This is a genomic window from Methylocystis sp. Uni0008, from assembly GCF_056838045.1.
This window is the reverse complement of record NZ_CM166370.1, coordinates 1264508-1288431: the sequence shown is the minus strand read 5'-3', so window position 1 is coordinate 1288431 and position 23924 is coordinate 1264508. Positions and strand designations below refer to the sequence as shown.

General features: G+C 65.0%; 17 protein-coding genes. 7 read left to right on the top strand and 10 right to left on the bottom strand.

Features of this window, described 5'->3' with window-relative positions; genetic code table 11:
* The first annotated feature begins 102 nt into the window (after positions 1 to 102).
* The 5 genes from AC0X69_RS06325 (at position 103) to AC0X69_RS06305 (ending at position 4549) form a co-directional block, all read left to right on the top strand.
* Positions 103 to 909, top strand: coding sequence for a cobalt-precorrin-6A reductase (locus AC0X69_RS06325; RefSeq protein WP_482612376.1), 807 nt, complete (start codon positions 103 to 105; stop codon positions 907 to 909).
* Positions 906 to 2363, top strand: coding sequence for a cobyric acid synthase (locus AC0X69_RS06320; RefSeq protein WP_482612374.1), 1458 nt, complete (start codon positions 906 to 908; stop codon positions 2361 to 2363). Before AC0X69_RS06325 ends, AC0X69_RS06320 begins: the two co-directional genes overlap by 4 nt.
* Positions 2360 to 3388, top strand: coding sequence for a threonine-phosphate decarboxylase CobD (cobD, locus tag AC0X69_RS06315; RefSeq protein WP_482612372.1), 1029 nt, complete (start codon positions 2360 to 2362; stop codon positions 3386 to 3388). The genes AC0X69_RS06320 and cobD overlap by 4 nt, the downstream gene beginning before the upstream one ends.
* Positions 3378 to 4106: a 5,6-dimethylbenzimidazole synthase gene (gene bluB, locus AC0X69_RS06310; protein WP_482612370.1), complete on the top strand. Its 729-nt coding sequence runs from the start codon at positions 3378 to 3380 to the stop codon at positions 4104 to 4106. Before cobD ends, bluB begins: the two co-directional genes overlap by 11 nt.
* 152 nt (positions 4107 to 4258) lie before the next feature.
* Positions 4259 to 4549, top strand: a complete 291-nt coding sequence (locus tag AC0X69_RS06305) for a hypothetical protein (protein ID WP_482612368.1) — start codon at positions 4259 to 4261, stop codon at positions 4547 to 4549.
* A gap of 1 nt (position 4550) precedes the next feature.
* On the opposite strand, the gene AC0X69_RS06300 is transcribed toward AC0X69_RS06305, so the two are convergent.
* From AC0X69_RS06300 to AC0X69_RS06260, 9 genes are all read right to left on the bottom strand, one after another.
* Complete coding sequence (locus tag AC0X69_RS06300; protein WP_482612366.1) at positions 4551 to 7661, bottom strand: efflux RND transporter permease subunit; 3111 nt, start codon at positions 7659 to 7661, stop codon at positions 4551 to 4553.
* Positions 7658 to 10816, bottom strand: a complete 3159-nt coding sequence (locus tag AC0X69_RS06295) for an efflux RND transporter permease subunit (RefSeq protein ID WP_482612364.1) — start codon at positions 10814 to 10816, stop codon at positions 7658 to 7660. The genes AC0X69_RS06300 and AC0X69_RS06295 overlap by 4 nt, the downstream gene beginning before the upstream one ends.
* Positions 10813 to 12078 (bottom strand): efflux RND transporter periplasmic adaptor subunit, encoded by a 1266-nt coding sequence (locus AC0X69_RS06290; RefSeq protein WP_482612362.1) that lies wholly within the window; start codon positions 12076 to 12078, stop codon positions 10813 to 10815. The genes AC0X69_RS06295 and AC0X69_RS06290 overlap by 4 nt, the downstream gene beginning before the upstream one ends.
* Positions 12075 to 13616 carry an efflux transporter outer membrane subunit gene (locus AC0X69_RS06285; protein ID WP_482612360.1) on the bottom strand — a complete coding sequence of 514 codons (1542 nt, stop codon included), beginning with the start codon at positions 13614 to 13616 and terminating at the stop codon, positions 12075 to 12077. Before AC0X69_RS06285 ends, AC0X69_RS06290 begins: the two co-directional genes overlap by 4 nt.
* A gap of 281 nt (positions 13617 to 13897) precedes the next feature.
* Positions 13898 to 14467 (bottom strand): DUF2147 domain-containing protein, encoded by a 570-nt coding sequence (locus AC0X69_RS06280; protein WP_482612358.1) that lies wholly within the window; start codon positions 14465 to 14467, stop codon positions 13898 to 13900.
* A 72-nt stretch (positions 14468 to 14539) separates the two neighbouring features.
* Positions 14540 to 17134: an MMPL family transporter gene (locus tag AC0X69_RS06275; protein WP_482612356.1), complete on the bottom strand. Its 2595-nt coding sequence runs from the start codon at positions 17132 to 17134 to the stop codon at positions 14540 to 14542.
* A 156-nt stretch (positions 17135 to 17290) separates the two neighbouring features.
* Entirely contained in the window at positions 17291 to 18508 is a 1218-nt protein-coding gene (locus tag AC0X69_RS06270) for an acetyltransferase domain-containing protein (protein ID WP_482612354.1), read from the bottom strand.
* Complete coding sequence (locus AC0X69_RS06265; protein WP_482612352.1) at positions 18466 to 19194, bottom strand: cytochrome c biogenesis CcdA family protein; 729 nt, start codon at positions 19192 to 19194, stop codon at positions 18466 to 18468. The genes AC0X69_RS06270 and AC0X69_RS06265 overlap by 43 nt, the downstream gene beginning before the upstream one ends.
* Before the next feature lie 113 nt (positions 19195 to 19307).
* Complete coding sequence (locus tag AC0X69_RS06260) at positions 19308 to 20075, bottom strand: Bax inhibitor-1/YccA family protein (protein WP_482612350.1); 768 nt, start codon at positions 20073 to 20075, stop codon at positions 19308 to 19310.
* Positions 20076 to 20539: 464 nt separating this feature from the next.
* On the opposite strand from AC0X69_RS06260, the gene AC0X69_RS06255 reads away from it, so the two are divergent.
* Positions 20540 to 21283: a hypothetical protein gene (locus AC0X69_RS06255; protein ID WP_482612348.1), complete on the top strand. Its 744-nt coding sequence runs from the start codon at positions 20540 to 20542 to the stop codon at positions 21281 to 21283.
* A 74-nt stretch (positions 21284 to 21357) separates the two neighbouring features.
* Here the strand turns inward: AC0X69_RS06255 and AC0X69_RS06250 are convergent, their stop codons facing one another.
* Positions 21358 to 22167, bottom strand: a complete 810-nt coding sequence (locus AC0X69_RS06250; protein WP_482612346.1) for a lytic murein transglycosylase — start codon at positions 22165 to 22167, stop codon at positions 21358 to 21360.
* Between the two features lie 307 nt (positions 22168 to 22474).
* Here AC0X69_RS06250 and AC0X69_RS06245 point away from each other — a divergent pair, with 307 nt between their 5' ends.
* Positions 22475 to 23770, top strand: coding sequence for a hypothetical protein (locus tag AC0X69_RS06245; protein WP_482612344.1), 1296 nt, complete (start codon positions 22475 to 22477; stop codon positions 23768 to 23770).
* Positions 23771 to 23924 lie beyond the last annotated feature (154 nt).

The following is a 23924-nucleotide window of genomic DNA, read 5'->3' as shown; positions in this document are numbered from 1 at the left end:
CGACCGTCCAGAGCAGCTACGGGAACCTTTGAAGCTGGATTCCCGATCGCGCGCGTTGCGCGTCGGGAATGACATGCGAAAACTTTGATTGGTTGTTGTGGCGTGAATGACTCAACGTGCAATGGCGTGAGAGATGCGGGTTCGGCGGCGCTTCTGTCGTCGGCGCCAACCGAACGCCGCCGCGTGCTCGTTCTCGGCGGCTCGAGCGAAGCCCGCCAGCTTGCGACGCGCATCGCCGGCGACGCCCGTCTCGACGGCGTGATTTCGCTCGCCGGCCGCACCAGCGCGCCGCTCGCGCATGATCTGCCGACCCGCACAGGCGGCTTTGGCGGCGTCGAAGGGCTGACGCGCTATCTCATCGAGGAGCGCATTTCGCATGTGATCGATGCGACGCATCCTTTCGCGGCGCAAATCTCCGCCAACGCGCGCGCCGCCTGCGCCGCCGCCGGCGCGCCGCTGCTTGTGCTGACTCGCGCCCCATGGGTCCCTGGCGACGGCGATCGCTGGATCGATGTCAAAAATAACGCCGAGGCGGCGCGCGCGCTGGGCGCGGAGCCCCGCCGGGTATTTCTCGCTATTGGCCGGCAAGGCGTCGCCGATTTCCGTCTCGCGCCGCAGCATGATTATCTCCTGCGGGTGATCGAACCGCCGAACGCCGACGATCTTCCGCCCTCCTGCGATGTGATCTTCGGCCGCGGTCCCTTCACGCTCGAGGACGAGATCGCGCTGATGCGCGACAAGCGCATCGAGCTCGTCGTCACCAAGAACAGCGGCGGCGCGCTTGCCTATGCCAAGATCGAGGCGGCGCGCACGCTGGGCCTCGAGGTCGTCATGATCGCGCGGCCGGCGAGCGGTGACGCGGCGACGACGGACAGCATCGACGCGGCGATGGCCTTCCTCGCGTCATGAGCCGCACGCTGATGATCCAGGGCACAGGCTCCGACGTCGGCAAATCGCTGATCGTCGCCGGTCTCGCGCGCGCCTTCGCCAATCGCGGCGTCAAGGTCGCGCCGTTCAAGCCGCAGAACATGTCGAACAATGCGGCAGTGACCGCAGACGGCGGCGAGATCGGCCGCGCCCAGGCCTTGCAGGCGCGCGCCGCGCGGCTTACGCCTCGCATCGACATGAATCCCGTGCTGCTCAAACCGCAAGGCGCGTCGGGCGCGCAAATCGTCGTGCAGGGGCGCGTCGCCGGGCAGGCGAAGGCGCGCGACTATCAGGAATTGAAGCCGCGCCTGATGCAGCCGGTGCTCGAAAGTTTCGAGCGCCTCAAAGCCGAGGCCGATATCATCATCGTCGAAGGCGCCGGCAGCGCCGCCGAGATCAATCTGCGCAGGAACGACATCGCCAATATGGGCTTCGCGCGCGAAGTCGACGCCCCGGTCGCGCTCGTCGGCGATATCGACCGCGGCGGCGTCATCGCGCAGCTCGTCGGCTGCAAGGCGGCGCTCGACGAGGAAGATGCGGCGATGATCGAAGGCTTCATCGTCAACAAGTTCCGCGGCGACGCCTCGCTGTTCGACGACGGCCTGCGCTTTGTCGAAGCGCGGACCGGCTGGCGATCGCTCGGTCTCGTGCCGTATTTCGAAGCCGCCGGTCGGCTGCCGGCGGAGGACGCTTTCGGGCTGCGTGCGAAAAGCCGCGATCGGCGCGACGGCGTCGTCATCGCCGTTCCGCTATTGCCGCACATCGCCAATTTCGACGATCTCGATCCGCTGAAGGCGGAGCAGGGCGTGCGCGTGATCTTTCTGAAGGATGGAGAGCCGCTGCCGCCGGAGACGCAACTTGTGATCCTGCCCGGATCGAAAGCGACGATCGCCGATCTTGCGGCTCTGCGCGCCAACGGCTGGGACATCGACATCCTCGCGCATGCGCGCCGCGGCGGCCGCGTCTTCGGCATATGCGGCGGCTATCAGATGCTCGGCCGCGTCATTCGCGATCCGCTCGGCGTCGAAGGCGCCGCGGGAGAAGCGCAGGGGTTGAGTTTACTGGACGTCGCGACCTCGCTGACCGGAGAAAAGACGCTGTCGCCTGTGAGCGGCCATGCGTCGATCTTCGACGCGCCGTTCAGCGGCTATGAAATGCATGTCGGCGAAACCTCGGGCGCCGACTGCGCACGACCGGCGCTGCAGCTTGCAGAGGGGCGCGCGGATGGCGCGACGTCGCGCGACGGGCGTGTGGCGGGCGCCTATGCGCATGGGATCTTCGCCGATGATGGCTTGCGCGCGTCGCTGCTGCGCATCCTCGGCGCGCCGCCGTCCGCGCTGCGCTACGAAGAGTCGATCGATGAGACGCTCGACGCGCTCGCCGCGCATTGCGCGCGCCATATCGATCTCGACGCGCTTTGGGAGATGGCGCGATGACGGCGCATCCCGCAATCGGCGCGCCGCCGATCGTCGCGCATGGCGGGCGACTCGACGCGGCGCGTCGACGTTATCCCGACGCGCCGCAACCCTGGATCGACCTGTCAACGGGCGTCAATCCCCGCGCCTATCCGCTCCCCTCGCTCGCCGATGATGTCTTTACGCGGCTTCCCGACGACGACGCTTTCGCGGCGCTCGACAGCGCCGCGCGCGGCGCCTATGGCGCGCCTGCCGGCGTCGAGATCGTGGCGGGCGGCGGCGCGCAGGCGTTCATCCAGATGCTGCCCCGCGTCTTTCCGGCGAAGCGGGTCGCGATTCTCGGCTTCACCTATGCGGAGCACGCCGCCCGCTGGGCCGCGACGGGCGCGCGGGTCGAGAGGGTGGAGACGTTGGACGCGTTTGCGAAGGCGGACGTCGGCGTGATCGTCAATCCCAACAACCCGGACGGACGCATCGTCTCGCCCGACGAAATTCTGTCCGCCGCCAAGCAAATGTCGCAGCGCGGCGGCCTGCTGGTGGTCGACGAATCCTTTATGGACTTCACGCCGGAACATAGCGTCGCGCGTTTCGCTCACGACGGAAGTCTTCTCGTGCTGCGCTCTTTCGGCAAGGCTTACGGGCTTCCTGGATTGCGCCTCGGCTTTGCGCTCTGTTCGCGCCCGTGCGCGGCGGCGCTTCGCGGCGCGCTGGGGCCGTGGGCGGTTTCGGGTCCGGCGCTCGCCATCGGCGCCCGAGCGCTCGCCGATGACGCCTGGCGCAGGAGCGCCGCGCAGATCTGCGTGCGGGAGGCGTCGCGCCTTGACGCGCTGTTGAGCCCGTTGGGATTCCAGATCCTGGGCGGAACGACGCTATTTCGGCTGACGGCGCATCCGCAGGCCTCCCGATGGTTTGCGCATCTCGCCGCCCGCGGCATATTGACCCGCAACTTCGCCGAGCGGCCAGATTGGATACGGTTCGGCCTGCCGCCAAGCGAGGCCGTCTGGGCGCGCCTCGCCGCGGCGTTGGAGAGCGTCAATGGCGGCTGAAGCGCCCAAGGAAAGCGACGCGCCGCAGGCGGCGGATCTGGCGCCCGCCGCAGCATTCAGCGAAGCTGAGCGCGCGGCGATCTATCGCGTCATCCACGCGCGCCGCGACGTAAGAGACGAGTTCCTTCCCGACGACGTGCCGCGCGACGTTTTGCTGCGCATCCTCGACGCGGCGCATCACGCGCCGTCCGTCGGCTTCATGCAGCCATGGAACTTCATCGTCATCAAGGACGTCGAGAAGCGCCGCGCCGCCTACGCCGCCTTTCGGGACGCCTGCGAAGCCGAAGAACAAGCGCTGGAGCCGGAGCGTCGTTCGCTCTATCGCAGCCTGAAGCTGCAGGGCATCCTGAAGGCGCCGCTCAATATCTGCGTCACCTGCGATCGGTCGCGGTTCGGCGCGACCGGGCTCGGACGAACGCAGCAGCCCGACACGGATATTCTCAGCACCGCCTGCGCGGTTCAGAACCTGTGGCTTGCGGCGCGCGCGGAAGGCGTCGGCGTTGGCTGGGTGAGCATTGTCCGGGACGCCGATCTCCGACGGATCTTGAAGATCCCCAATGAGATAGCGATCGTCGCCTATCTCTGCGTTGGCTATGTCGCGCAGGCCTACAGGCTCCCCGAACTCCAAGTTAAACGCTGGGCGTCGCGCCTTCCGCTAGAGAATCTGATCTTCGAGGACGGCTGGGGAGAACTGGCCGCGTCCACAAACCCGCCTTAAATGACTGAAAGGCTGAGCCCAGCTTTCCTGTGGACTCCTGGTGACAACCTGTTAGCGTAGCTCGTCTTTTTAGCGTGACGCGTGAGAGGTTGCAGCGTTAGGAAATCGCCGGATAGTCGAAGCTCCATTTCGGGGGCGTCGGAGACGCGAACATGGCGCCGGTTAATTTGGAACAGCTGTTCGAGAAAGCTTTCCCGCTCGCCAACAACACCATCCTCACCGTTACGGAAGTGCCAGACTGCGAAGAGCAGCTGCTGAAATTGTTCGAGCGCGCCATGCTGCGCGGGTTCGACAATCATGCGCGGCTGACGCAGATCCAGTTGCCCATGGAGCGCTTCCCCGACCTCGACTCGAAATTCTGGCATGTGCCGATCGAGGACTGCGGCGCGGCCCAGGTGTTGCGTTTCTTCTTCGAGGCGCCGCCGCACGCGCCTGCGCAATAGGTTATACGCCGTGGGCCTTTAGCGGCGTCACCCGCTCGTGCGGGGGCGCCGCTGGCTTTTTGCGCCGAAGCTTGCTCATCAACAGATAGATCACCGGCGTCGTGTAGAGCGTCAGCGCCTGGCTGAGCAGCAGGCCGCCAATGATGGTGATGCCGAGCGGACGCCGAAGCTCGGCGCCGATCCCGGTCGCAAAGGCCAGCGGCAGCGCGCCGAAGGTCGCCGCCAGAGTCGTCATCAGAATGGGGCGGAAGCGTTCGCGCGCCGCCGCGAGCGCGGCGTCATGCACGGACATGCCGCCTTCGCGCTCGGCCTGCAGCGCGAAATCGACGAGCATGATGCCGTTCTTCTTGACGATGCCGATCAGCAGCAGAATGCCGATGAAGGCGATGATAGTGAATTCGACGCCGAACAGTTCAAGCGACAGCAGCGCGCCGAGGCCCGCCGAGGGCAGCGTCGAGATGATCGTGATCGGATGGACGAGGCTTTCGTAAAGAATGCCGAGAATGATGTAGACCGAAAGCAGCGCGGCGAGGATCAGCACCGCCATGCCCGCCGCCACCTTGCGGAAATCCGCCACGTCGCCGGCGAATTCGGTGCGCAGATCGCCTGGAGGATTAAGTTCGGCGATCGCCTTCTCGATGGCCGTGACGGTGGCGTCGAGACTGTAGCCCGGCGCGACATTGTAGGAGATCGTCGTCGCCGGCGTCACGCCCTGATGATGGACGACAAGAGGCATCGAGCTGCGCTCGATATGAGCGAGCGCGGTGAGCGGAATCTGTTCGCCCGACATCGACGTGACGTAAATTCCGGCGAGATCGCGAATGTCGCGCTGACGTTCGGGCGGCGTCTCGTAGACGACGCGATATTGGTTGCGCTGGGTGTAGACGATCGCATCCTGCCGCTGGCCGAAGGCGCTGTTCAGCGCCGCGTCGATGGCGGCGATCTGGACATTCATTCGGGAGGCGGCATTGCGATCAATGACGACTTTGGCGCGCAGCCCTCCGCGCTCCTGATCGGAGGTCACGTCGATGAGCTCCGGCTCCTGCTTTAGTCGCTGGAGCACCTTGTCGCGCCACGTCTCCAGCACTTCGATCGAGGGGCTCGAGAGGGTGAACTGATATTGGGCTTTGCTCAGCCGACCGCCGGATCGCAAATCCTGCGAAGGCACCATGAACACGGCCAGGCCGGGGATTTTCGCGAATTCCCGACGCAGGCGCGCGATGACTTCCTTGCTGGACGCGCGCCGCTCGTCGGCCGACTTCAGAGCGACGAACAGGCGGCCCTGGTTCATCGATGAGGTCAGATGCTGCGCGCCGATGAAGGAGCCGACATTGACGACGTCGGGGTCGGCGAGCAGCGTCTCGGAAGCAAGCCGCTGCAAGCGCGACATCTCCGCGAATGAAACATCGCCGGACGCCTCGGTGGTTCCGTTGATCAGGCCGATATCGTCCTGTGGCAGGGTGCCCTTGGGGATCGTCTCATAGAGACGGACGGTCCAGAAGATGACGATGACCACCACCATGAGCGTGGCCCATGGGTGATCGATCACCGGCCTCAGGCTTCGCGCATAGAAATCCACCACCCAGTCGAGACTGCCTTCGATGATCCGGTCGAAGCGCGAAGGCGCCTTCTCGCGCGGCGCCGGCAAGCGCGCGCAAATCATCGGCGTCACGGTCAGCGAGATCACAGTCGAGATCGCGATGGCGAAGGTCAGCGTCCAGGAGAATTCGCGCAGCAGCCGCCCCATCACGCCTTCCATGAAGAGCAGCGGAATGAACACGGCGACCAGCGACAGGCTGATCGAGACGACCGTGAAGCCGATCTGCTTCGAGCCCACCAGCGCCGCTTCGAGTCGGTTGAGACCGCGCTCGGCGTTGCTCTGAATGTTCTCGATCATGACGATGGCGTCGTCGACGACGAAGCCGACCGAGATGGTCAGCGCCATCAGCGACAGATTGTCGATCGAGAAGCCGGCGACCCACATCGCCGCGCAGGTGCCGACCAGAGAAAGCGGCACGGTGACGCCAGCCGCAATCACCGGCGTCGACCGGCGCAGAAACACATAGACGACCATCATCACCAGCATGACGGAGATCGCCAGCGTGCGCTGAATGTCTTCAATGCTGGCGCGGATCGTCTGCGTGCGATCGGCGAGCACGTCGATCTTGACGCCGCTCGGCACCCATTCCCGCAGCCGCGGCAGTAGCGCCTTAATCTGATCGACGGTTTCGATCACATTGGCGTTGGGCTGCTTCGTGACGATCAGCAGCACGGCCGGTTTGCCATTGAACCAGCCTGCGGCGTTGCGGTTTTTTACGCCGAGCTCAACCGTGGCGACGTCGCCGAGCTTGACCACCGCGCCGTTGTTCGACGCGATGACGATGTTGCGATAGTCCTCGGGCGTCGACAGCTGATCGGTGGTCGCAAGCGTTATTTCTCGCGCATCGCCGCTGAGCGCGCCGACGGCGGAGTGGGCGTTGGCGGCGTTGAGCGCATTGGCGACCGCGTCGACGCCGAGTCTCATGGCCGCAAGACGCGCGCTGTCCACCTGGACGCGGATGGCCGGCTGCTCGGCGCCGGCGAGGCGCGCCTCGGCGACGCCGGGAACCTGCGAAACGCGCTGCGCGATCACGGAATCGGCGGCGTCGAAAATCGCGCTGGTCGGCAGCGTGTCCGAGGTCATCGCCAGCACGAGCACCGGCATGCTCGACTGGCTCGCCTTTCGATAGGTCGGCGCGGTCGGCAGATCCGAGGGCAGGTCTGTGATCGAGGCGTTGATCGCCGCCTGAACGTCGCGAGCCGCCGCGTCGAGCGGCCGCGAGATGTCGAACTGGGCGATGATCTGCGTCGAACCCAGCGAATTCGACGATGTCAGCTCGTTCAGGCCGGCGATGGTCGCCAGGCGCCGTTCGAGCGGCGCCGCCACCGAGGCGGCCATGGTCTGCGGATCGGCGCCGGGCCGCGCCGCGGAGATGCCGATGACCGGAAAATCCACCGCCGGCAGGCTCGCCACCGGCAGGAAGAAGTAGGCGACGGCGCCCAGCAGAAACAACGCGCTCGCAAGCAGCGTGGTCGCGACCGGCCGCTTGATGAAGGGCGCGGAGACGTTCACTCGGCCGCCTCCCGGGTGGGCGGCTTCGGCAAGTCGTCGGCGGGCTCAAGGTCGCCTTGTGCTTCCTCCGCCGTCTGCGACTCGGTCGGCCCTGAAAGACGGACGCGCAGACGCTCGACGGCGAGATAGATGACCGGCGTCGTGTAAAGAGTCAGCGCCTGCGAGAGGAGCAGGCCGCCGATGATCGCGACCCCCAGCGGAATGCGCAGCTCGCTGCCCGGCCCGTGAGACAGCGCCAGCGGCAGCGCGCCGAAGAGGGCGGCGAGCGTCGTCATCATGATGGGGCGGAAACGCAGATGGCAGGCGCGCACGATCGCATCGCGCGCGGAGAGTCCTTCGTCCCGTTCGGCGTCCAGGGCGAAGTCGATCATCATGATCGCATTCTTCTTGACGATGCCCATCAGCAGAACGACGCCGATCAGCGCGACGATGGACATTTCGATGTTAAAGGCGAGCAGCGCGAGCAGCGCCCCGACGCCCGCCGACGGCAGCGTCGTCAAAACCGTGAACGGGTGCGCGAAGCTCTCATAGAGGACGCCGAGCACCACATAGATCGACACGATCGCCGCGAGAATGAGCCAGGGTTCGCTCGCGAGAGACTTGTTGAACTCGGCGGCGTCGGCGCTGAACACGCCGATGATCGAGGACGGCATGCCGATGGAGGCTTCTGCGTCGGCGATCATTTTCACCGCATCGCCGAGCGCGTAGCCCTGAGCAAGGTCGAAACTGATCGTGGACGCCGGGAATTGATCCTGATGCGCGACCGACAGCGGCGCGGAGAGATTCTCGAACCGCACGAATGCGCCCAGCGGCGTTTGCGGCCCGCCGCCGAGCGGCGCGACATAGAGCTTCTGCAAGGCCGACGGATCGCGTTGATACTGCGGCGCGGCTTCGAGAATGACGCGATACTGGTTGGATTGCGTATAGATCGTCGAGATCTGCCGCTGGCCGAAAGCGTCGTTGAGCACGTCGTCGACCATCTGCGCGGTAATGCCGAGCCGCCCCATTTTTTCGCGGTCGATGTGCATCAGCGTGCGCAGGCCGCCGTCCTGCGTTTCGGCGGCGACATTGCGCAGACCAGGGGACTCCCGGAGGCGATCAAGCAGGCGGTTCGACCAGGTCAGCAATTCCCCGGTGTCGGCGGAGGTCAGCGTATATTGATATTGTGAGCGGCTCGGCTTGGTCGTGATCTGAATGTCCTGAACTGGCTGGATGTAAAGCGCGACGCCAGGCGTCTTTTCGCCAACCGCTTTCAGCCGGTCTGCGATCTTTTCGGAGCTATCGTGGCGCTGGCCATGCGGCTTCAGCATCAGGGTAAGCCGCGCGACATTGGTGGTCGCGTTGAGCGGTCCAACGCCGAGCACGGAAGTCACCGCCTTGACGTCGGGGTCGTGGCGAAATTCCTCCGCGATCTTCGCTTGCAGCTCCGTCATCCTGTCGAAGGAGGCGTCCGCCGACGCCTCCAGCACGGCCGACAGCACGCCCGTGTCCTGCCGCGGCAGGAATCCCTTGGGAATGACGATGTAGAGCGCGATTGTGAGCGCGAGCGTCGCGACGGTGAGCGCGAGCATGAACGTCTCGCGCTTGAGCGCCCAGTCGAGCGACGCGTGATAGGCGCGATCGAGCGCGAGCGAAAGCGTTTCCCAGCGGGAGCGTTCGCGGCGCCGGCCGTGCGGCGCGAATCGCAGCAGAACCGCGCAAAGCATGGGCGTCAGGGTCAGCGAGATCGCCGCCGACACGACGACCGCTATGGTCAGCGTCAGCGCGAACTCGCGGAACATCCGTCCGACGATGCCGGTCATGAACAGCAGCGGAATGAAGACGGCGATCAGCGAAACGGTGAGCGATACGACGGTGAAGCCGATCTGGCGCGCGCCGTCGAGCGCCGCCTGACGCGGCGGTTTGCCCTGCTCGATATTGCGCACGATGTTCTCGATCATCACGATCGCGTCGTCGACGATGAAGCCCGTGCCGATGGTCAGCGCCATCAGCGACAGATTGTCGAGCGAGAAGCCCGCGGCCCACATGATCGAGAAAGTGGCGATGATCGAGAGCGGCAGGCTGACGCCCGCGATGATCGTGGCGCGCCAGCTGCGCAGAAACATCAGCACGACGAGCACGACCAGGGCCGCGGCGATGACGAGCGTCAACTGCACTTCGAAAATCGAGGCCCTGATCGTCACGGTGCGGTCGTTGACGATCTCAAGCGACATGCCGGCGGGGAGCGCCCGCTGAATCTGCGGCAGCTCCGCCTTCACCAGCTCGACGGTGTTGATGATATTGGCGCCCGGCTGGCGCAGCACGTCGAGCAGGACCGTCTGCTCGCCATTGTGCCAGCCGCCGACGCGGGCGTTCTCCAGGCCATCGATGACTTGCGCCACGTCGCGCAGCATCACCGGCGCCCCATTGCGCCAGGTGACGATGATATCGTTGTACTGCCGCGCGCGCAGGATCTGGTCGTTGGCGTCGAGCGTGTACGATTGCCGCCTGCCGTCGAGCGAGCCTTTGGCGCCGGCGATATTCGCCGCCGCGATCGCAAGGCGCAGATCCTCCATGCTGATGCGATTGGCGGCGAGCCGGGCGAGATCGGCCTGGATGCGCACCGCCGGACGCACGCCGCCCTGCACCGATACGCGGCCCACGCCCGTGACCTGCGAGAGCTGCGGCGCGATCAGCGTATCGGCGCGATCGCTCAGATCCCGCAACGTCGCGGTTTTCGAGCGCAGCGTCAGGGTCAGGATCGGCGTGTCGGCGGGATTAACCTTGGCGTAGACGGGCGGGTAGGGAAGATTGCGCGGCAGCGTCGAGGCGGCGGCGTTGATCGCCGCCTGAACGTCCTGCGCGGCTGCGTCGATGTCTCGGTCGAGATCGAACTGCAGCGTGATCTGCGAAAGCCCGAAGGAGCTTTGCGACGACATGCTGGTCAGCGACGGAATCTGGCCGAACTGGCGTTCGAGCGAAGCCGTCACCAGTGACGCGATCGTGTCGGGATTGGCGCCTGGAAGCTGCGTCGTCACCTGAATGGTGGGGAAGTCCACCTGCGGCAGCGGCGAGACGGGAAGTTTCAGATAGCCCATCACGCCAAACAGCAGCACGGCGAACGCCAAGAGCGACGTCGCCACCGGCCGGTGGATGAAGGGCGCCGATACGTTCATCGCGTCGTCCGATCACCTCCACGCGCGTCGTCGCTGCGCGCGCCGCGCGCGCGGCGGTCGTCTTCGCCGGCGACGGCCTCATTCTGGGCGTTCGCGGGCGCCGGCGCGTCTATCACGCGCGTTTTCGCGCCGTCCGAGAGACGCGAGAAGCCGCTCGTGATGACGAATTCCCCCGGCTGCAGTCCCGAAGCGATGACGGCGATTTTCTCATCCTGCCGGCCTGTCGTCACCTCGCGCATGATGGCGATGTCGTCAGGCCCCAACACATATACGAAGGCGCCGCTCGGCCCGCGCTGCACGGCCGGGCTCGGCGCGACGACGACGCTTTTCAGAGTGTCGAGCATCAGCCGGACGTTGACGAACTGCCCCGGCCAGAGCGACAGCTTCGGATTCGCAAAGGTCGCCTTGAGACGAACCGTGCCCGTCTGCTGGTCGATCTGGTTATCGATGACGGTCAGTTCGCCGTTTTCGATCGCCGTGGCGTTGTCCGGTCCAAGCGCCACGACCTTGGCCCTGCCTTGAGCTTGCGCCTTCTGCACCGCAGGCAACGCCTGCTGAGGCAAAGTGAACACCACATAGATCGGCTTCAGCTGCGTTATGACGACGATGCCTGTCTGGTCGGAGGCGTGCAGGATATTGCCAACGTCGACGAGGCGGATGCCGGCGCGCCCGTCGATCGGCGAGCGGATCGTCGCGTAGTCGAGCGTCGTCTTGGCGTTGTCGATCGCCGCCTTGTCGGCGCGCACCAGCGCTTCGAGCTGGGCGACGGTCGCCTTCTGTGTGGCGTGCTGCTGCTTGGACGCGTAATTGCCGACGACGAGCTTTTCATAACGCGCGAGATCGACGCGGGCGTTGGCGAGATTGGCCTCGTCCTGCGCCTTTTTAGCGACAGCCTGATCATACTGCGCCTGATAAAGCGCCGGATCGATTTCGGCCAATATGTCGCCTTTGCGGACGTCCTGCCCCTCGGTGAAAGCGAGCCGCATCAGCCGCCCGTCCACCTGCGTGCGGATCGTAACTGTGTTGAGGGCCTGCACGGTGCCGACGGCGTCGATGGTCACCGGCACGTCGTCGACGTGGACCTTGGCGGCGGTGACGGTCGTGATCTGGTCGCCGCGGGACCCGCCGCTGCGCGCCGTCGGCGCGCCCTGGTCTTTGGCGGGGAAGCCCGGCAGCTTGCCGGCCTGATACGCCCAGGCAAAGGCGCCGACGAGCGCGAGCGCGCCGATCGCAAGCAGCACCCTTCGGCTGACGCGGGTCATGGCCATGGTCCTCTGTCAGCCTCATAGGCGGCGTTGGAGCGCGCGATCTCGATTTCGCGCGTCGTCGGCGACCAGCCGCCGCCGAGCGCCTGGTAAAGGCTCGTCGCCGCCTGAAAATAGGAAAGCCGCGCGACCGCAAGCTGATCCTGCGTCTGGAAATAACTGGTCTGCGTCTGCGCCAGCGTCACGATATCGATTGTCCCTTCCCGCAGACGCATCTCTGCGGCGTCCAGCGCCCGGCGGGCCGCCGAGACGGCGACGCCCAGGAGCTTCATCTGGCGGTCCGTTTCGCGTATTGCAATCAGCGCATTCTCAGTATCGGACAGCGCGGTTAGAATCTGCTTGCGATAAAGCGCCGCGAGTTCCGAATAGCGACCCTTCTGCAGGTCGTATTGCCCTTGAAGGTTCCAGCCGTCGAACACGGGCTGGGTGAGCGTCCCCGCGATCTGCCAGGCGATGGCGTCCGGCCTCATGACCAGCGTCGAGAGCAGCGCGCTTTGGAAGCCGTAAAGACCCGTGAGCGTGATCGAGGGAAAAAAGGCGGCCCGCGCCTGCAGAACGGAGAATTCCTGCGAGGCGAGCCGCGCTTCCGCCTCGGCCACGTCCGGCCGCCGCAGCAGAACTTCCGATGGAAGCCCCGGCGCAACGGGCGGAAACTTGAGCTTCGTCAAAGACCCGCCCTTGATGGTCATGCTTTCGGGCGTCTGGCCCAGCAGCACCGCAAGCGTGTTGCGCGTTTGTCGCAGAGTCTGTTCGAGCGGAGGGATGGTCGCGCGCTGTTGAGCAAGGATCGTTTCCTGCTGTGAGGTGTCGAGCACGGTCGCCGTTCCGACTTCGAGCCGGGCGTTGATGGCGTCCATGACGCCCTGTGCGATGGCGACGTTTTGGTAGGCGATGCGCAAGCGATCCTGCGCCGTGAGCACTTGGAAATAGGCGTTCATTACCGCGGCGACGGTCGAGATCTCGACGACGTTGCGGTTGAAGCGGGAGGCGTTGGCGAGAATGCGGGCGGCCTTGGAGGCGTCTTCATTCTTGCCCCAGAAATCGATTTCATAGCTCGCCGTGAGGCCGAGCTGGAAAAACCCAAAGGTGCGGGCGTCGAAAACCGGCTGCGAGCCGGTGTTGGACGTCGCCGGGTTAAAGCCCGTGCCGGCGGAGCCGACGTTGATCGTCGTTCCCGGGACGCGCGTCGAGCGCGCGATGTTCGTCATGTTGACCGAGGGCCATTGCGCGGCGCTGGAAACGCGGGCCTGCGCGTCCGCCTGGACGATGCGGCCGATGGCGGCGGCGAGGTCGAGGTTGTCGTCGAGCGCCCGCTCGACGAGCTCCGTCAGCTCCTTCGAGCCGAATTTTTCGGCAAAATCTCGGCCGCCGGGGATCGGCGGCTGCGGATGCGGCTTCGCTTCCTTGAACCGCGCGGGCGGAGGCGCCGACAGATCAGGCTTGTCCCACTCGAGATCGCAGCCGCCAAGCGCCGCGGCGAGCATCGCGGCCGCCAGCGCCGAGCGAGAGGTGCGAGACAGGGCGGGCGCGGTCAAGTAGCAGACGTCTCCGGAGGGCCCGCGGAACGGCCCGAGCGTCCCCTTCCTTAAGCGCCGGCGAAGGCGCCGGGAAGGCCCGCCGGTTGTCTCTGCGGCTCGGCTTCGCTCGTCTGAACTCTGACGAGCGGCGAGTCGCTAGCCTTCTGAGCGGCGGCGGGGAGGCGCGCGATGGCCGTCACCGCGCGAAAAGCTGTGAATTGAAGCTCGCGCGGGACAGAGCCAGGGTCAAGTTACCTATCGGTAAGATCGGGCCGCCCGCGGCGGCCCGAATCGCGATTCTACTCCGCCTCGCCCGCAGGGGCGGCGGACTTGCCCTTTCCGGCCTTGCCGGCCTTGGCCGCCGGCTTCGCCGCAGGCTCATGAGCGGCGGGCTTCGCCGTGATCTCCTTGGCCGTGGTCTCCTTGGCTTCCGGCGCGGCCGCTTTGGCCGCAGGCTCATGCGCCGACGGCTTGGCGTCGGCCGCGGGCTTCGTGGGGCCGGAGACCTTCGTCCAGGTCTCGCTCTGGCACAGGAAGGCGACGAGACAGCCTGTCATCGTCAGCGCGGTCGGAGAATCGAGCGCGATCTTGCCGATATAGGTCTTGCCGCTTTCGGGATCATTGATCTCGCCCTCCCAGTGATTGGGCGTGGTCTTCGCGGCGTTGCGCAGGACTTGCGGGGGCGGCGAACCATCCGGCATCGGCTCGATGCCCTTGGCGCAAAGCTTGCCAGAGCAATCGTAGAACTCGAGCTTGTCTGTCGGATGTCCTTCGCGCACCCAGACGCCGTAAATGGCGTCGACGGCGTTCGCCGCGGTGGGCGCGCAGAGGGCCGTCGCCATCGCGATGCGTAGAAGTGCTTTTCTCATGACGCCGGATCCCTGTCTGGTTGCGATAAATGCGATTCGCTCAAGGTAGCGAACGGCGGTACGCCGACTCCGTCAAGCCGTGTCGCCCGCATCCGTTGCAGGCGCGCGCGGCGGACCAAGAAACGCCGGCACGATAATGAAGGCGGCGAGCAATGTGAAGAACAGGGAAATGGCGAGAAGTTGGCCCATGCTCGCCGTTCCAGGATGGCTTGACAGAATCAAGCTGCCGAAAGCGGTGCCTGTCGTCAGCGAACTGAAAAAGATCGCGCGCGTCAGGCTCGACGCCAGCATGTCGACAACGCCCTTCCGCCAGGCGATCACGTAATAAATGTGGAAGGCGACGCCGACGCCGAACATCAGCGGGAGCGCGATGATGTTGGCGAAATTGAGCGACATGCCGAGCAGGTCGGCGGCCTGGAGGCTCATGATTCCGGCGAGCACCAGCGGGCCCAGAGTCAGCGCGACGTCGAGAGGATTGCGAAGCGCCACCGCCAGGATGATGAAGATCGCAATGAACGCGTAGAGACCGGCTTCGAGAAACGCGCGCGTAATCGTCTTTTGCGCTTCCGACACGATCACCGGCGGCCCGCTCGCATCGGGCGCGATCGCCTGAATCGCCTCGGCGAATTCCGTCATGACGACGCGATCGTTGCTGTCGCCTTTCGGCGTCGCCTCGACGCGCACCAAGCCAGTTTCAGAAATCCAGTCGCGGCGCAGATCCTCGGGCAGGGTGTCGATCGTCACGCGTTGCGCTTGCAGCGCTTGCCGGATTTCGCCGAGCATCGTGTCAAAGCCGCCGAACACCGCCTGACGCGCTTTTGCGCGCGTCTCGGGACTTGCTTTCGCGAGCGCGTCGAGGTCGTTCGCGAAGCGCGTCACGGCGGGCAGCGGCTTCTTTGCAGTGGCCCGGCGCAGCGCCTTGGCCGCGTTCGTCAGCGCTTTGACGGTTTCCGCGTCGCTCGGCGGCGCCTTCGCTTTGGGATTCAACACGCCGCGCAGCTGCGACACCGCCATGTCGACGAGGGCGAGCTTGTCGTCTTGCTCCTTCGGAATCAGGGAATCGATCGTATCGACGTGATCGACTTCAGGCAGCGCCGCGATCCTTTTCTGCAGTTCGCGCGCGGCTTCGAGCGACGGCGCCAAGACCTCGATTTTGTTCGGCGCGGTCTTGGGGTCCTTGGAGAGATCAAGGAAGGTCGCGACCGATTCGACCCTTTGATCGCGCAGATTCATCGGATTTGAATCGAACGTCAGATGCAGCAGCGCGGGCATGCCGGCGAGCACGACGATCGCCGTGCCGATCAGCACGACGGCGCGGTGGTGCGCGATCCAATGGTCGACGGCGGCGAGGGATGTCGTCGCAATCGGAATATGTTCGGCGCGCGGGCGCAGCAATTTGATCGCAGCCGGCAGGAAGGTAAGCGTCGCGATATAGGCGACGATCATCCCGACGCCGGCGATGAGTCCGAGTTCGGACACGCCGCTGAACGAGGTGGGCAGGAAGCAGAAGAAGCCGGCAAGCAGGGACACGGCGGCTAGAGTGAGCGAGCCGCCGATGCCGCTGGTGGCCGAGAGCAGCGAGCGCTCCAAATTGTCGTCGTTGTGGCGCTCCTCGCGATATTTGGTCGCGAACTGAATGCCGAAATCCACGCCGAGCCCGATGAACAGCGCGGCGAAGGCGACCGAGATCAGGTTGAAACGGCCGATCATCAAGATGCCGAGCCCCGACGTGATGGCGAGTCCGGCGAGCAGCGTGATGAGAACCGCGAGGATCAGCTTTGGAGAACGCAGCGCGGCGAACAGGATGAGCGTCACCACCGCGAGCGTGCCGGTGGTGTTCAGGGCCATGTTTTCCGAGATGGTGGCGAATTCGTCGTCGGCGAGCGGGATCTGACCCGTCAGGCGCAGCTTGATTCCGTGCTCTTCGTCGAGATGCAGGTCGGCTGCCGTCTTTCGCACCAGCTTTATCGCATCGCCGCCGGGCTGCAGGTCGGAATAGTCGACGATCGGCTTGGCGATCACGATCCTTCGCTTATCCTGTTCCGGCGTGGCGGGCGCGCTTCCGCCAGAGGCCAGCAGCTTGCCCCAGTCGACCTCCGACTGTTTTCCCGCGAGGGCCGCTTCGATGGCGGCGGAAAACTCCTCGACGCCGCTAATGTACATGTTCAAGGCGCGTTCGCTGCCGGACGCCGACTTGAAGTTGCCGACGAGGACGTTCGACAGTCCGCGCAGGCTGGGATCCTCGGCGAGCGGTTGCAGAACGTCGCGCTGGCCGATCATGACGCCGACATGTTTTTCGATGTCGGCGGCGGGGAGGAACAGCAGCCCGTTCTTGCGGAAATATTCGTGTTCGTCCGGACGCCATACCCGCGACAGGAGCGGCTGACCCTGCAGGGCGTCGTTGAGACGTTTCGCGGCGCTGTCGGCCTCTTCGCCCGTCTTGGCGTCGATCACGACGACAATGACGTCAAGAAGGTCCGGGAAAGCCTTGTAGAGCGCCGCTTCGTTCTTCCGCCAGGCGACCTCCGGCGAGAAGAGATTCCCGGTCTCGGTGTCGATCGCAAATCGTTCGACGGTGATGTATACGCCCCCCGCCGTCAGACCGAGGGTGAGCAGAACCACTGTCCATGGCCAGCGGAGGCAAAAGGCGACCAGCTTTTCGAGCATTCGTTTTTTCCCGCCTTCTGGCGATAAGACCTCTTATGAGCGGGAAACCGGCGCCCTACGGTCGGCTCCCTCTATACAAGCGCGTTGCGCGACGACCAAGGCGGCTTACGTCGAAACCTTAACAGGGACATGATGCGTCAATTTGACGCGGCGTCGTTACAGATAGGTCAGCCACCAGAGATCGCGGCGTCGGCGCTTTACGTCCGCAAACCAGCGGCACAGCGGGTAAAGAGCGACGACGACCAGGATCCAGGCGACATAGGCGCCGGTCAGCCCCGCGCCGAATTCCGGCGGGGGTCCTCCGCCTTTCGCCCAGGCCGCGACGTCTTCCAGGGAATAGCCGCGCGCCAGCGTGAGCGCCAGCGCTGCGGCGACCCCGACATAAAGATGCAGGACATAGAAGAAAAGCGGCGTGCGGCCGAAGACCGTCAGCGCTGCGCCGAGCCTTCGGCCGGCCCGGGCGAGGGCGGGCAGCGCCAGCGCCGCGCCGCCGAGCGTCACGAGAAGGTAGAGCAGCGAGGGCGGATATTTGGTGACGTTGAGAAAGGAGAGCAGCGTGAAAAGGGCGTCGCGCTGCGGGGTCCAGGGCCGCGGATCGCCGTAAAGATTCGAGAAGCGCAGCGCGACGAAAAGCGCCAGCGCCGCGCCGCCGGCGAGAAGCAGCACACGGTCGCGCCGCTTCGCTGGATCAAGGAATAGCGGTCCGATTCCGTAGCCGAGCGCGCCGACGCCGATCCAGGGCAGGGCCGGATAAAGCACGCCGCCCGGCACATCAAAGGGCAGCTTGCCGGGTTCGTGCAGAAGGCTCCACCACGGGCCGAACGCGCCGAGGTCGGCGGCGTGAACGCCGTCGAGAAGGTTGTGGCTGAAGGTGATCGCGACGCCGATGAGCAGCACCGTCCGCGGCGACAGACGCGACAGGGCGGCGAGCGCCAGCAGGCTGCAGCCGATCGCCCAAAGCGTCGCGAGTTCGATCCGTCCCCAGCCCATGCCCCAGACTGGGCTTATCAGGGCGGCCTCCAGCAAGATCAGCCACACGCCCCGCGCGGCGAGAAATCTCGACAGCGCCGCCGGATCCTTGACCTTCACGCCGTAGAGATAGGCGCTTACGCCGGCGAGAATGGTGAAGGTGGGCGCGCAGAAATGCGTGATGAAGCGCGTGAAGAACAGCAAGGGATAGGTGCGATCGAGATCCGTCGGCGAGAAGCGCATGACGTCGGCGTCGAAAAAATCGCGCATGTGGTCGAGCGCCATGAGCACCATGACGAGCCCGCGCAGCCGGTCGATCTCCGGCAGCCGATGTTCGTCATAGAGCGGGTTTTGACCCTCGCCTATCCGAGCTTGGCGAGGCCGGGAAGCAGCTCCAGTAGCCAATAGGACATCTCCTGCACGCCGCCCGTGAGAAAGGCGACGCCGGTGAAGACGAGCAGCACGCCGACGACCTTTTCGACCTTGCCGAAATGCCGGCGGAAGCGCGCCACGAAGGCGAGGAAGCGGCCAAGCGCCAAGCCGGCGCCGATGAAGGGCAGGCCGAGACCGAGCGAATAGGTTGCCAGCAAGGCGGCGCCGAGAGGGACCGTCTCCTGCGTGCCGGCGACGGCCAGGATCGCGGCGAGAATCGGCCCGATGCACGGCGTCCAGCCAAAAGCGAAGGCGAGCCCCATGACATAGGAGCCGAAAAGCCCCATCGGCTTGGTGATCTCGGCCCGTTTCTCGCGATACAGAAGGCCGACTTTCAGCAGGCCGATGAAGTGCAGGCCCATCAGAATGATGATGCCGCCCGCGATCCATGACAGAATATGCAGGTTGGCGCGCAGCACGGATCCAAAGGCGCTGGCGGTCGCGCCAAGCGCAACGAAGACCGTCGTAAAGCCGAGAACGAACAGAACCGACGACAGCAGAATGTCGCGCCGCGCGGCGGAGCGCGTCTCGATCTCGAGGTCCTCCATGCTGACGCCGGCGAGATAGGTCAGGTAGGGCGGCACCAGCGGCAGTACGCAGGGAGAGAGAAAGGATAGAAGTCCCGCCGCCGCCGCCGCCGGGAATGTGACGTCCGCCATCAAGGGTCCTCATTGGATCGCTTGCGGCCTTCTGCCACAAGCCGGCGCGCGGGCAAAGGCTTACGCAAGAAAAAGCCCCGCCGGAGCGGGGCTTTTGTCAGGCGGATCGCGCGTTAGTCGTTGCGCTGGCCGAACAGGAACAGCAGCGACTGGAACATGTTGATGAAGTCCAGATAAAGCGAGAGCGCGCCAAAGATGCTCTTCTTCTGGGCGACCTCATAGCTGTCGCTGTCGTAATACATGTCCTTGATGTTCTGGGTGTCCCAGGCCGTCAGGCCGGCGAAGACCAGAACCGCGATGATCGACAGCGCGAACTGCAAGCCCGTCGACTGCAGGAACAGATTGACCAGGCCGGCGATCACGAGACCCCAGACGCCCATCACCAGGAAGGAGCCGAAGGCCGAAAGATCGCGCTGGGTCATGTAGCCGTAAAGGCTCAGCCCGCCGAACGCCGCCGCCGTGATGAAGAAGATGCGTGCGACCGATACGCCGGTGAAGACGAGCAGAAGCGACGACATCGACAATCCCATCACCGCCGCGAAGGCGAGGAAGAGATTGCGCGCGGTGGCCGCCGAAATCGTGTTCGCGCGGGCGCCGATAAAGAAAATGAACGCGAGCGGCGACAGAATCACCACCCAGCGCAGGGGCGTGGCGTAAAGCATGTGCCCGAAGGACGTCAGCTCGATCGCGCCGGGCGCCACTTTTGACACGGCGAGCATATAAGTGCCGAGCGCGACGAGTCCGGTCACGCCGAGGCCGAGCGTCATATAATTATAGACGCCGAGCATATAGGCGCGCAGGCCCTGGTCGATCTCAGCCGTCGTCGGCCGCGCGACCCCGCGCCCGTAGCCGAAGCTGGTGTTGCGGTCGAAATTGGACATGTGATCCTCTTGGTCTGCTGGCTGGTTGCGCTTTCCGGGCGCTCCCGGCCTCGGGGCTGAATATGGCTCCGCCTTAATTGGGTGGCAAGCTGGCCGCGAATGAACTCTTGTTAAGGTGGTCTCATTAGGGGTTTTTTTGAGTCCGACCTGATCCTCGACGTTTTTTTCTGATCTGTGTCAATTCTATTGCGCGCTGCAAAATCCATTCCTCAGCCGAGCTTTCCCTTGGGTCGCTGGCCCCCGGAAATAGCCGCGCACGAAGGCGGTTGGATTCATTGCGCGACGCGGAATAGCGACCGATCGTCGCACCCTTGCTGATACGCTGGAATCCGCTAACATCAAAGCTGAGACGTTGTGGGGAGCGGCCTGCTCGAGCGTCAGCTTGACGGACCGGCTTGTGCGGCGCAAAGGCAACATTTCTGAGAGTCGCGTGTTCTTGTCACACGAAGACCCAGGAGGTCATCATGCGTGATGGAAATCCGGATGCGTATTCCGCGCCGAATTTGAGCGAAGATTGTTTCGCTCGGCGAGACGTTCGGCGTCTTGCCAGAGGGCTTCGCCTTGCTGTTTTGTCCGCCGCGACGCTTGTCATAGCGGCGGTCGCCGGCGCTCCGACTCCGGCGAAGGCGCATGGGCGCCTGGGCGCGGCGGAAGGCCGGTGCCGGCTGTTCATCGGCCCAGACATCATGAATTTCACCGGCTACCTGCCGGAAGCGTCGAAAAACGAATTCTGCGAGGACATTCCGGCGACCGGGCCGATGATCATGGTCCTGGACGCGGAGCAGGACGAACTTCGCGACATGAAGGTCGAATTGCGCATCGTGAAAGATGTCGGCGGCGAGGATAAGGAGAACGAGAATCTCGAATCCGTCACCGTCGCCTATCGCGAGCCGAAGAGCTATCCGACCGGCACGATCAATTTCGAGCATACTTTTAATGAGCCGGGCTATTTCGTCGGCATCGTCACGGTCACGGGCGATCACGGCGAGCGCTGGGTGTCGCGATTCCCCTTCTCGGTGGGGAAAAGCTTTATGCGCGACCTGCCGGTTTACCTGACGCTAGGGCTCGGGACGCTTGCCGCGTTCACCATCTACCTCGTGCACCGCCGCCGCGAAACGGCCGCGACCAACGCTCAGAAACCGCCGCCGCCGCCGCCGCCGAGCGCGCCGGATGAGGATCATGGTCCCGAGGCCACCCCAGCGGAATGAAGAGTGTCGACTCTGGTTCGCTGTCTGAATTGACGCCGGCGCGGATCGCGCCGGCTTTTTTCTGGCCTAACGGCTCATTGCTGATAGGGCGAAGCGCCGCCGCCGCCGTCAATCTGGCGGCCGATCTGCGCGATGGCGCGCTGGTAGACCGAGGCGGCGTTCCAGGCCTGGATCGCCGCGAAATTGCTTTCGCCGGGCTGATAGCCGCCGCCCGCGCGCCACCCGTGCGCGTGAAGGAAATTCGCCGTCGCGTTGAGCGCGGCCGCCGAATTGTCGAGATTGCCGCCGCCGGCATAGTTGAGGATATTTTTCGGCAGAAACTGCGTCTGGCCGATTTCCCCATGCATTGAGCCTCGCGCGCTCGGCGAGAGCGCCCCGCGATCGACCAGGGTCAGCGCGGCGTAGAGCTGATCGGTGAAATAGTCGGAGCGGCGGCAGTCATAAGCCAGCGTCGCCACGGCCGACAGCGCGTGCTGATTGCCATGCACCGCGCCAAAGCCGGTCTCCATCCCCCAGATTGCAAGCAGAGGTCCCGGCGGCACGCCGTAGCGCTGCTCGATTTGCGCGAAGAGTCCGCCGTATGAGCGCTTGAGCGCGCGGCCGCGCGCCACGATGGCGGGGCCGCCGCGCTTCGCCAGAAACTGATCGAGCGAAAGATGGAAGCTCTTCTGCCCGCGGTCGGCCGAAATCGTTGGGGCGTTATAGTGCGTGCCCATGAGCGCGCTGATTCCCGCCTGACCGATGCCTTGCGCGCGCGCCTCCTGAGCGAACTCCTGTTTCCAATTGTCAAAGCCCGCCGCCGAGCGTCCGCACTGGGCCGCAGTCGCTGGATGAATGCCCGCAGTAAACGCGAGCGCAATCGCAATTGTGAGGGCAGTCCGCATAGCTGTTTCCCCTTGATCTCGGCTATCTCTTTTACTCTCTTCGGCGACGCCCGTGGACGCTCGCTGCAGCTTTGGCTAACGCGGCCTTTCGTTTTTGTCTCCAGCGGCCAGCGAGAGCTTACCCTCATTTCTGCGCAACCGTCACGTGGAGCGCCCTAAGCTCGACAGTCTCGGACCATGCCAGGGCTTGGCCGCTGAAAGGAGGATGATTGACGCTCGTTCTCAGTCGGCTAGCATCGCATGTCTGTAAACCTCATGCGTTCCCGGATGATCGTCGCTGCGCGATGCGCGGCGGCGGAGCCGGTGAGTGGGGAAAAGCTTGGAAAAAATTCTCGAAAGCGATTGGACGCTCGCCGCCGTCAAGCGTCGCGAAGAGGAGCGGCTCAAGGGCGAGCGCGCCCCAGCCCCGACCGATGTCGAAGCGGCGCCAGCGCGTCCTGCCCGCGATCTATCGGGCAATAGTTGGATCGCTGAAGCCTTCAGGCGCCGACAGGAGGAAGAGCGGAGAAAAGCGGCGAGTCAACTGTCTCGTGGCGGCGGGCGCGCGGATGCGGCGGACAGGGAAGTTCCTGTCGACAATTGGCTCATCGAAGGCTTCAAGCGTCACCAGGAAGAAGAACGGCGACGGGAAGCGATTCCTCCCCTAGACGAATCCGCGGCTGTTCCGGATGACGGTTCGACCTTGGACCTGGAGCCGTCGGCTTCGCAGGATGTCGTGGCCGCGATGCAGGTCAGTCTGTCCTCGGATCTCGCCGGCCGGCTGCTGGCGCCGGACGCCGACGATGAGGCGCCGGTGGGAGGCGCCGCACCCCTGTCCGCCCCCCTCGATCGAGCAGCGGTCGACCGGCGGCAGGGCCGCGCCGCCCGCTGGACCACAATCGCCGGTCTGCTCGCGGTGGGCGGGGTGATCTCCTACATCGGGCTCAAAGCGGCGCTTTGGAGCCCTCCCGAGTCTTCCCGAGGCTTCGATCGAGGCGATGCGCCAGGCGCGGCGCCGCCGGCTAAGCTCGAAGACGCGGTGCCAGGCGTATCTCCAAGCGTCGAGACATCAGCGCCTTCAAAGACAGAGCCCGAGAAGAAGGAAGAGAGTGCGCCGACGGATGGTCCGGCGGCCCATCCCCGCGACGTCGAGCCGCCGACGGCCAGCGACGCCCTGACGGGTCCTGCGCCAGCATCCCAAGCGCCGGAAAAGTCCGAGCCGAATCCTGCCACGCCGCGCGCCGAGGAGGACAGCAAAGCGCAGGCTCCGTCAGCGGAGCCAAGCGACAAGGCTGTTCAAGAGAATGGCGCAGCGCCCGAGGCGCTTCCGCCTGCCCCCTTCCCGCGTCCCGCCACAGGCGCCGCGCCGCCGGAGAAGAAGCCAAACGCCGAGCCTGCGGCCGTCGCGCCAGAAAGAGCGCGTGAGCAGATCAAGCCCGAACACGAGCAGAACGCCTCTGAGACCAAGCGCCGATCGAATGTGGACGCCAAACCGAAACAGCAGGCGAAGGAAAAGAACGCCGGCCGACACGCGGGTCGAAAGGCCGACGGGCTCACCACCTTTCTGAAGCGAACCGCAAACTCCGTTCGCAAATTTTTCGGACGCCTTGGCGAAAGGCAGTAGCGCGCCGGCGCGCGAGGCCGTCGTTTAAAGTACAGCCCAACGCTCGACGCGCTCAAGATCGTCACCGCAGCGCGTGACGAACCGCCGAATCCGAGCGGTCAGATAACCTACGACGCAGGACAGCGCGCCCAGCGGCGCTCGGGGCCACGGCGTC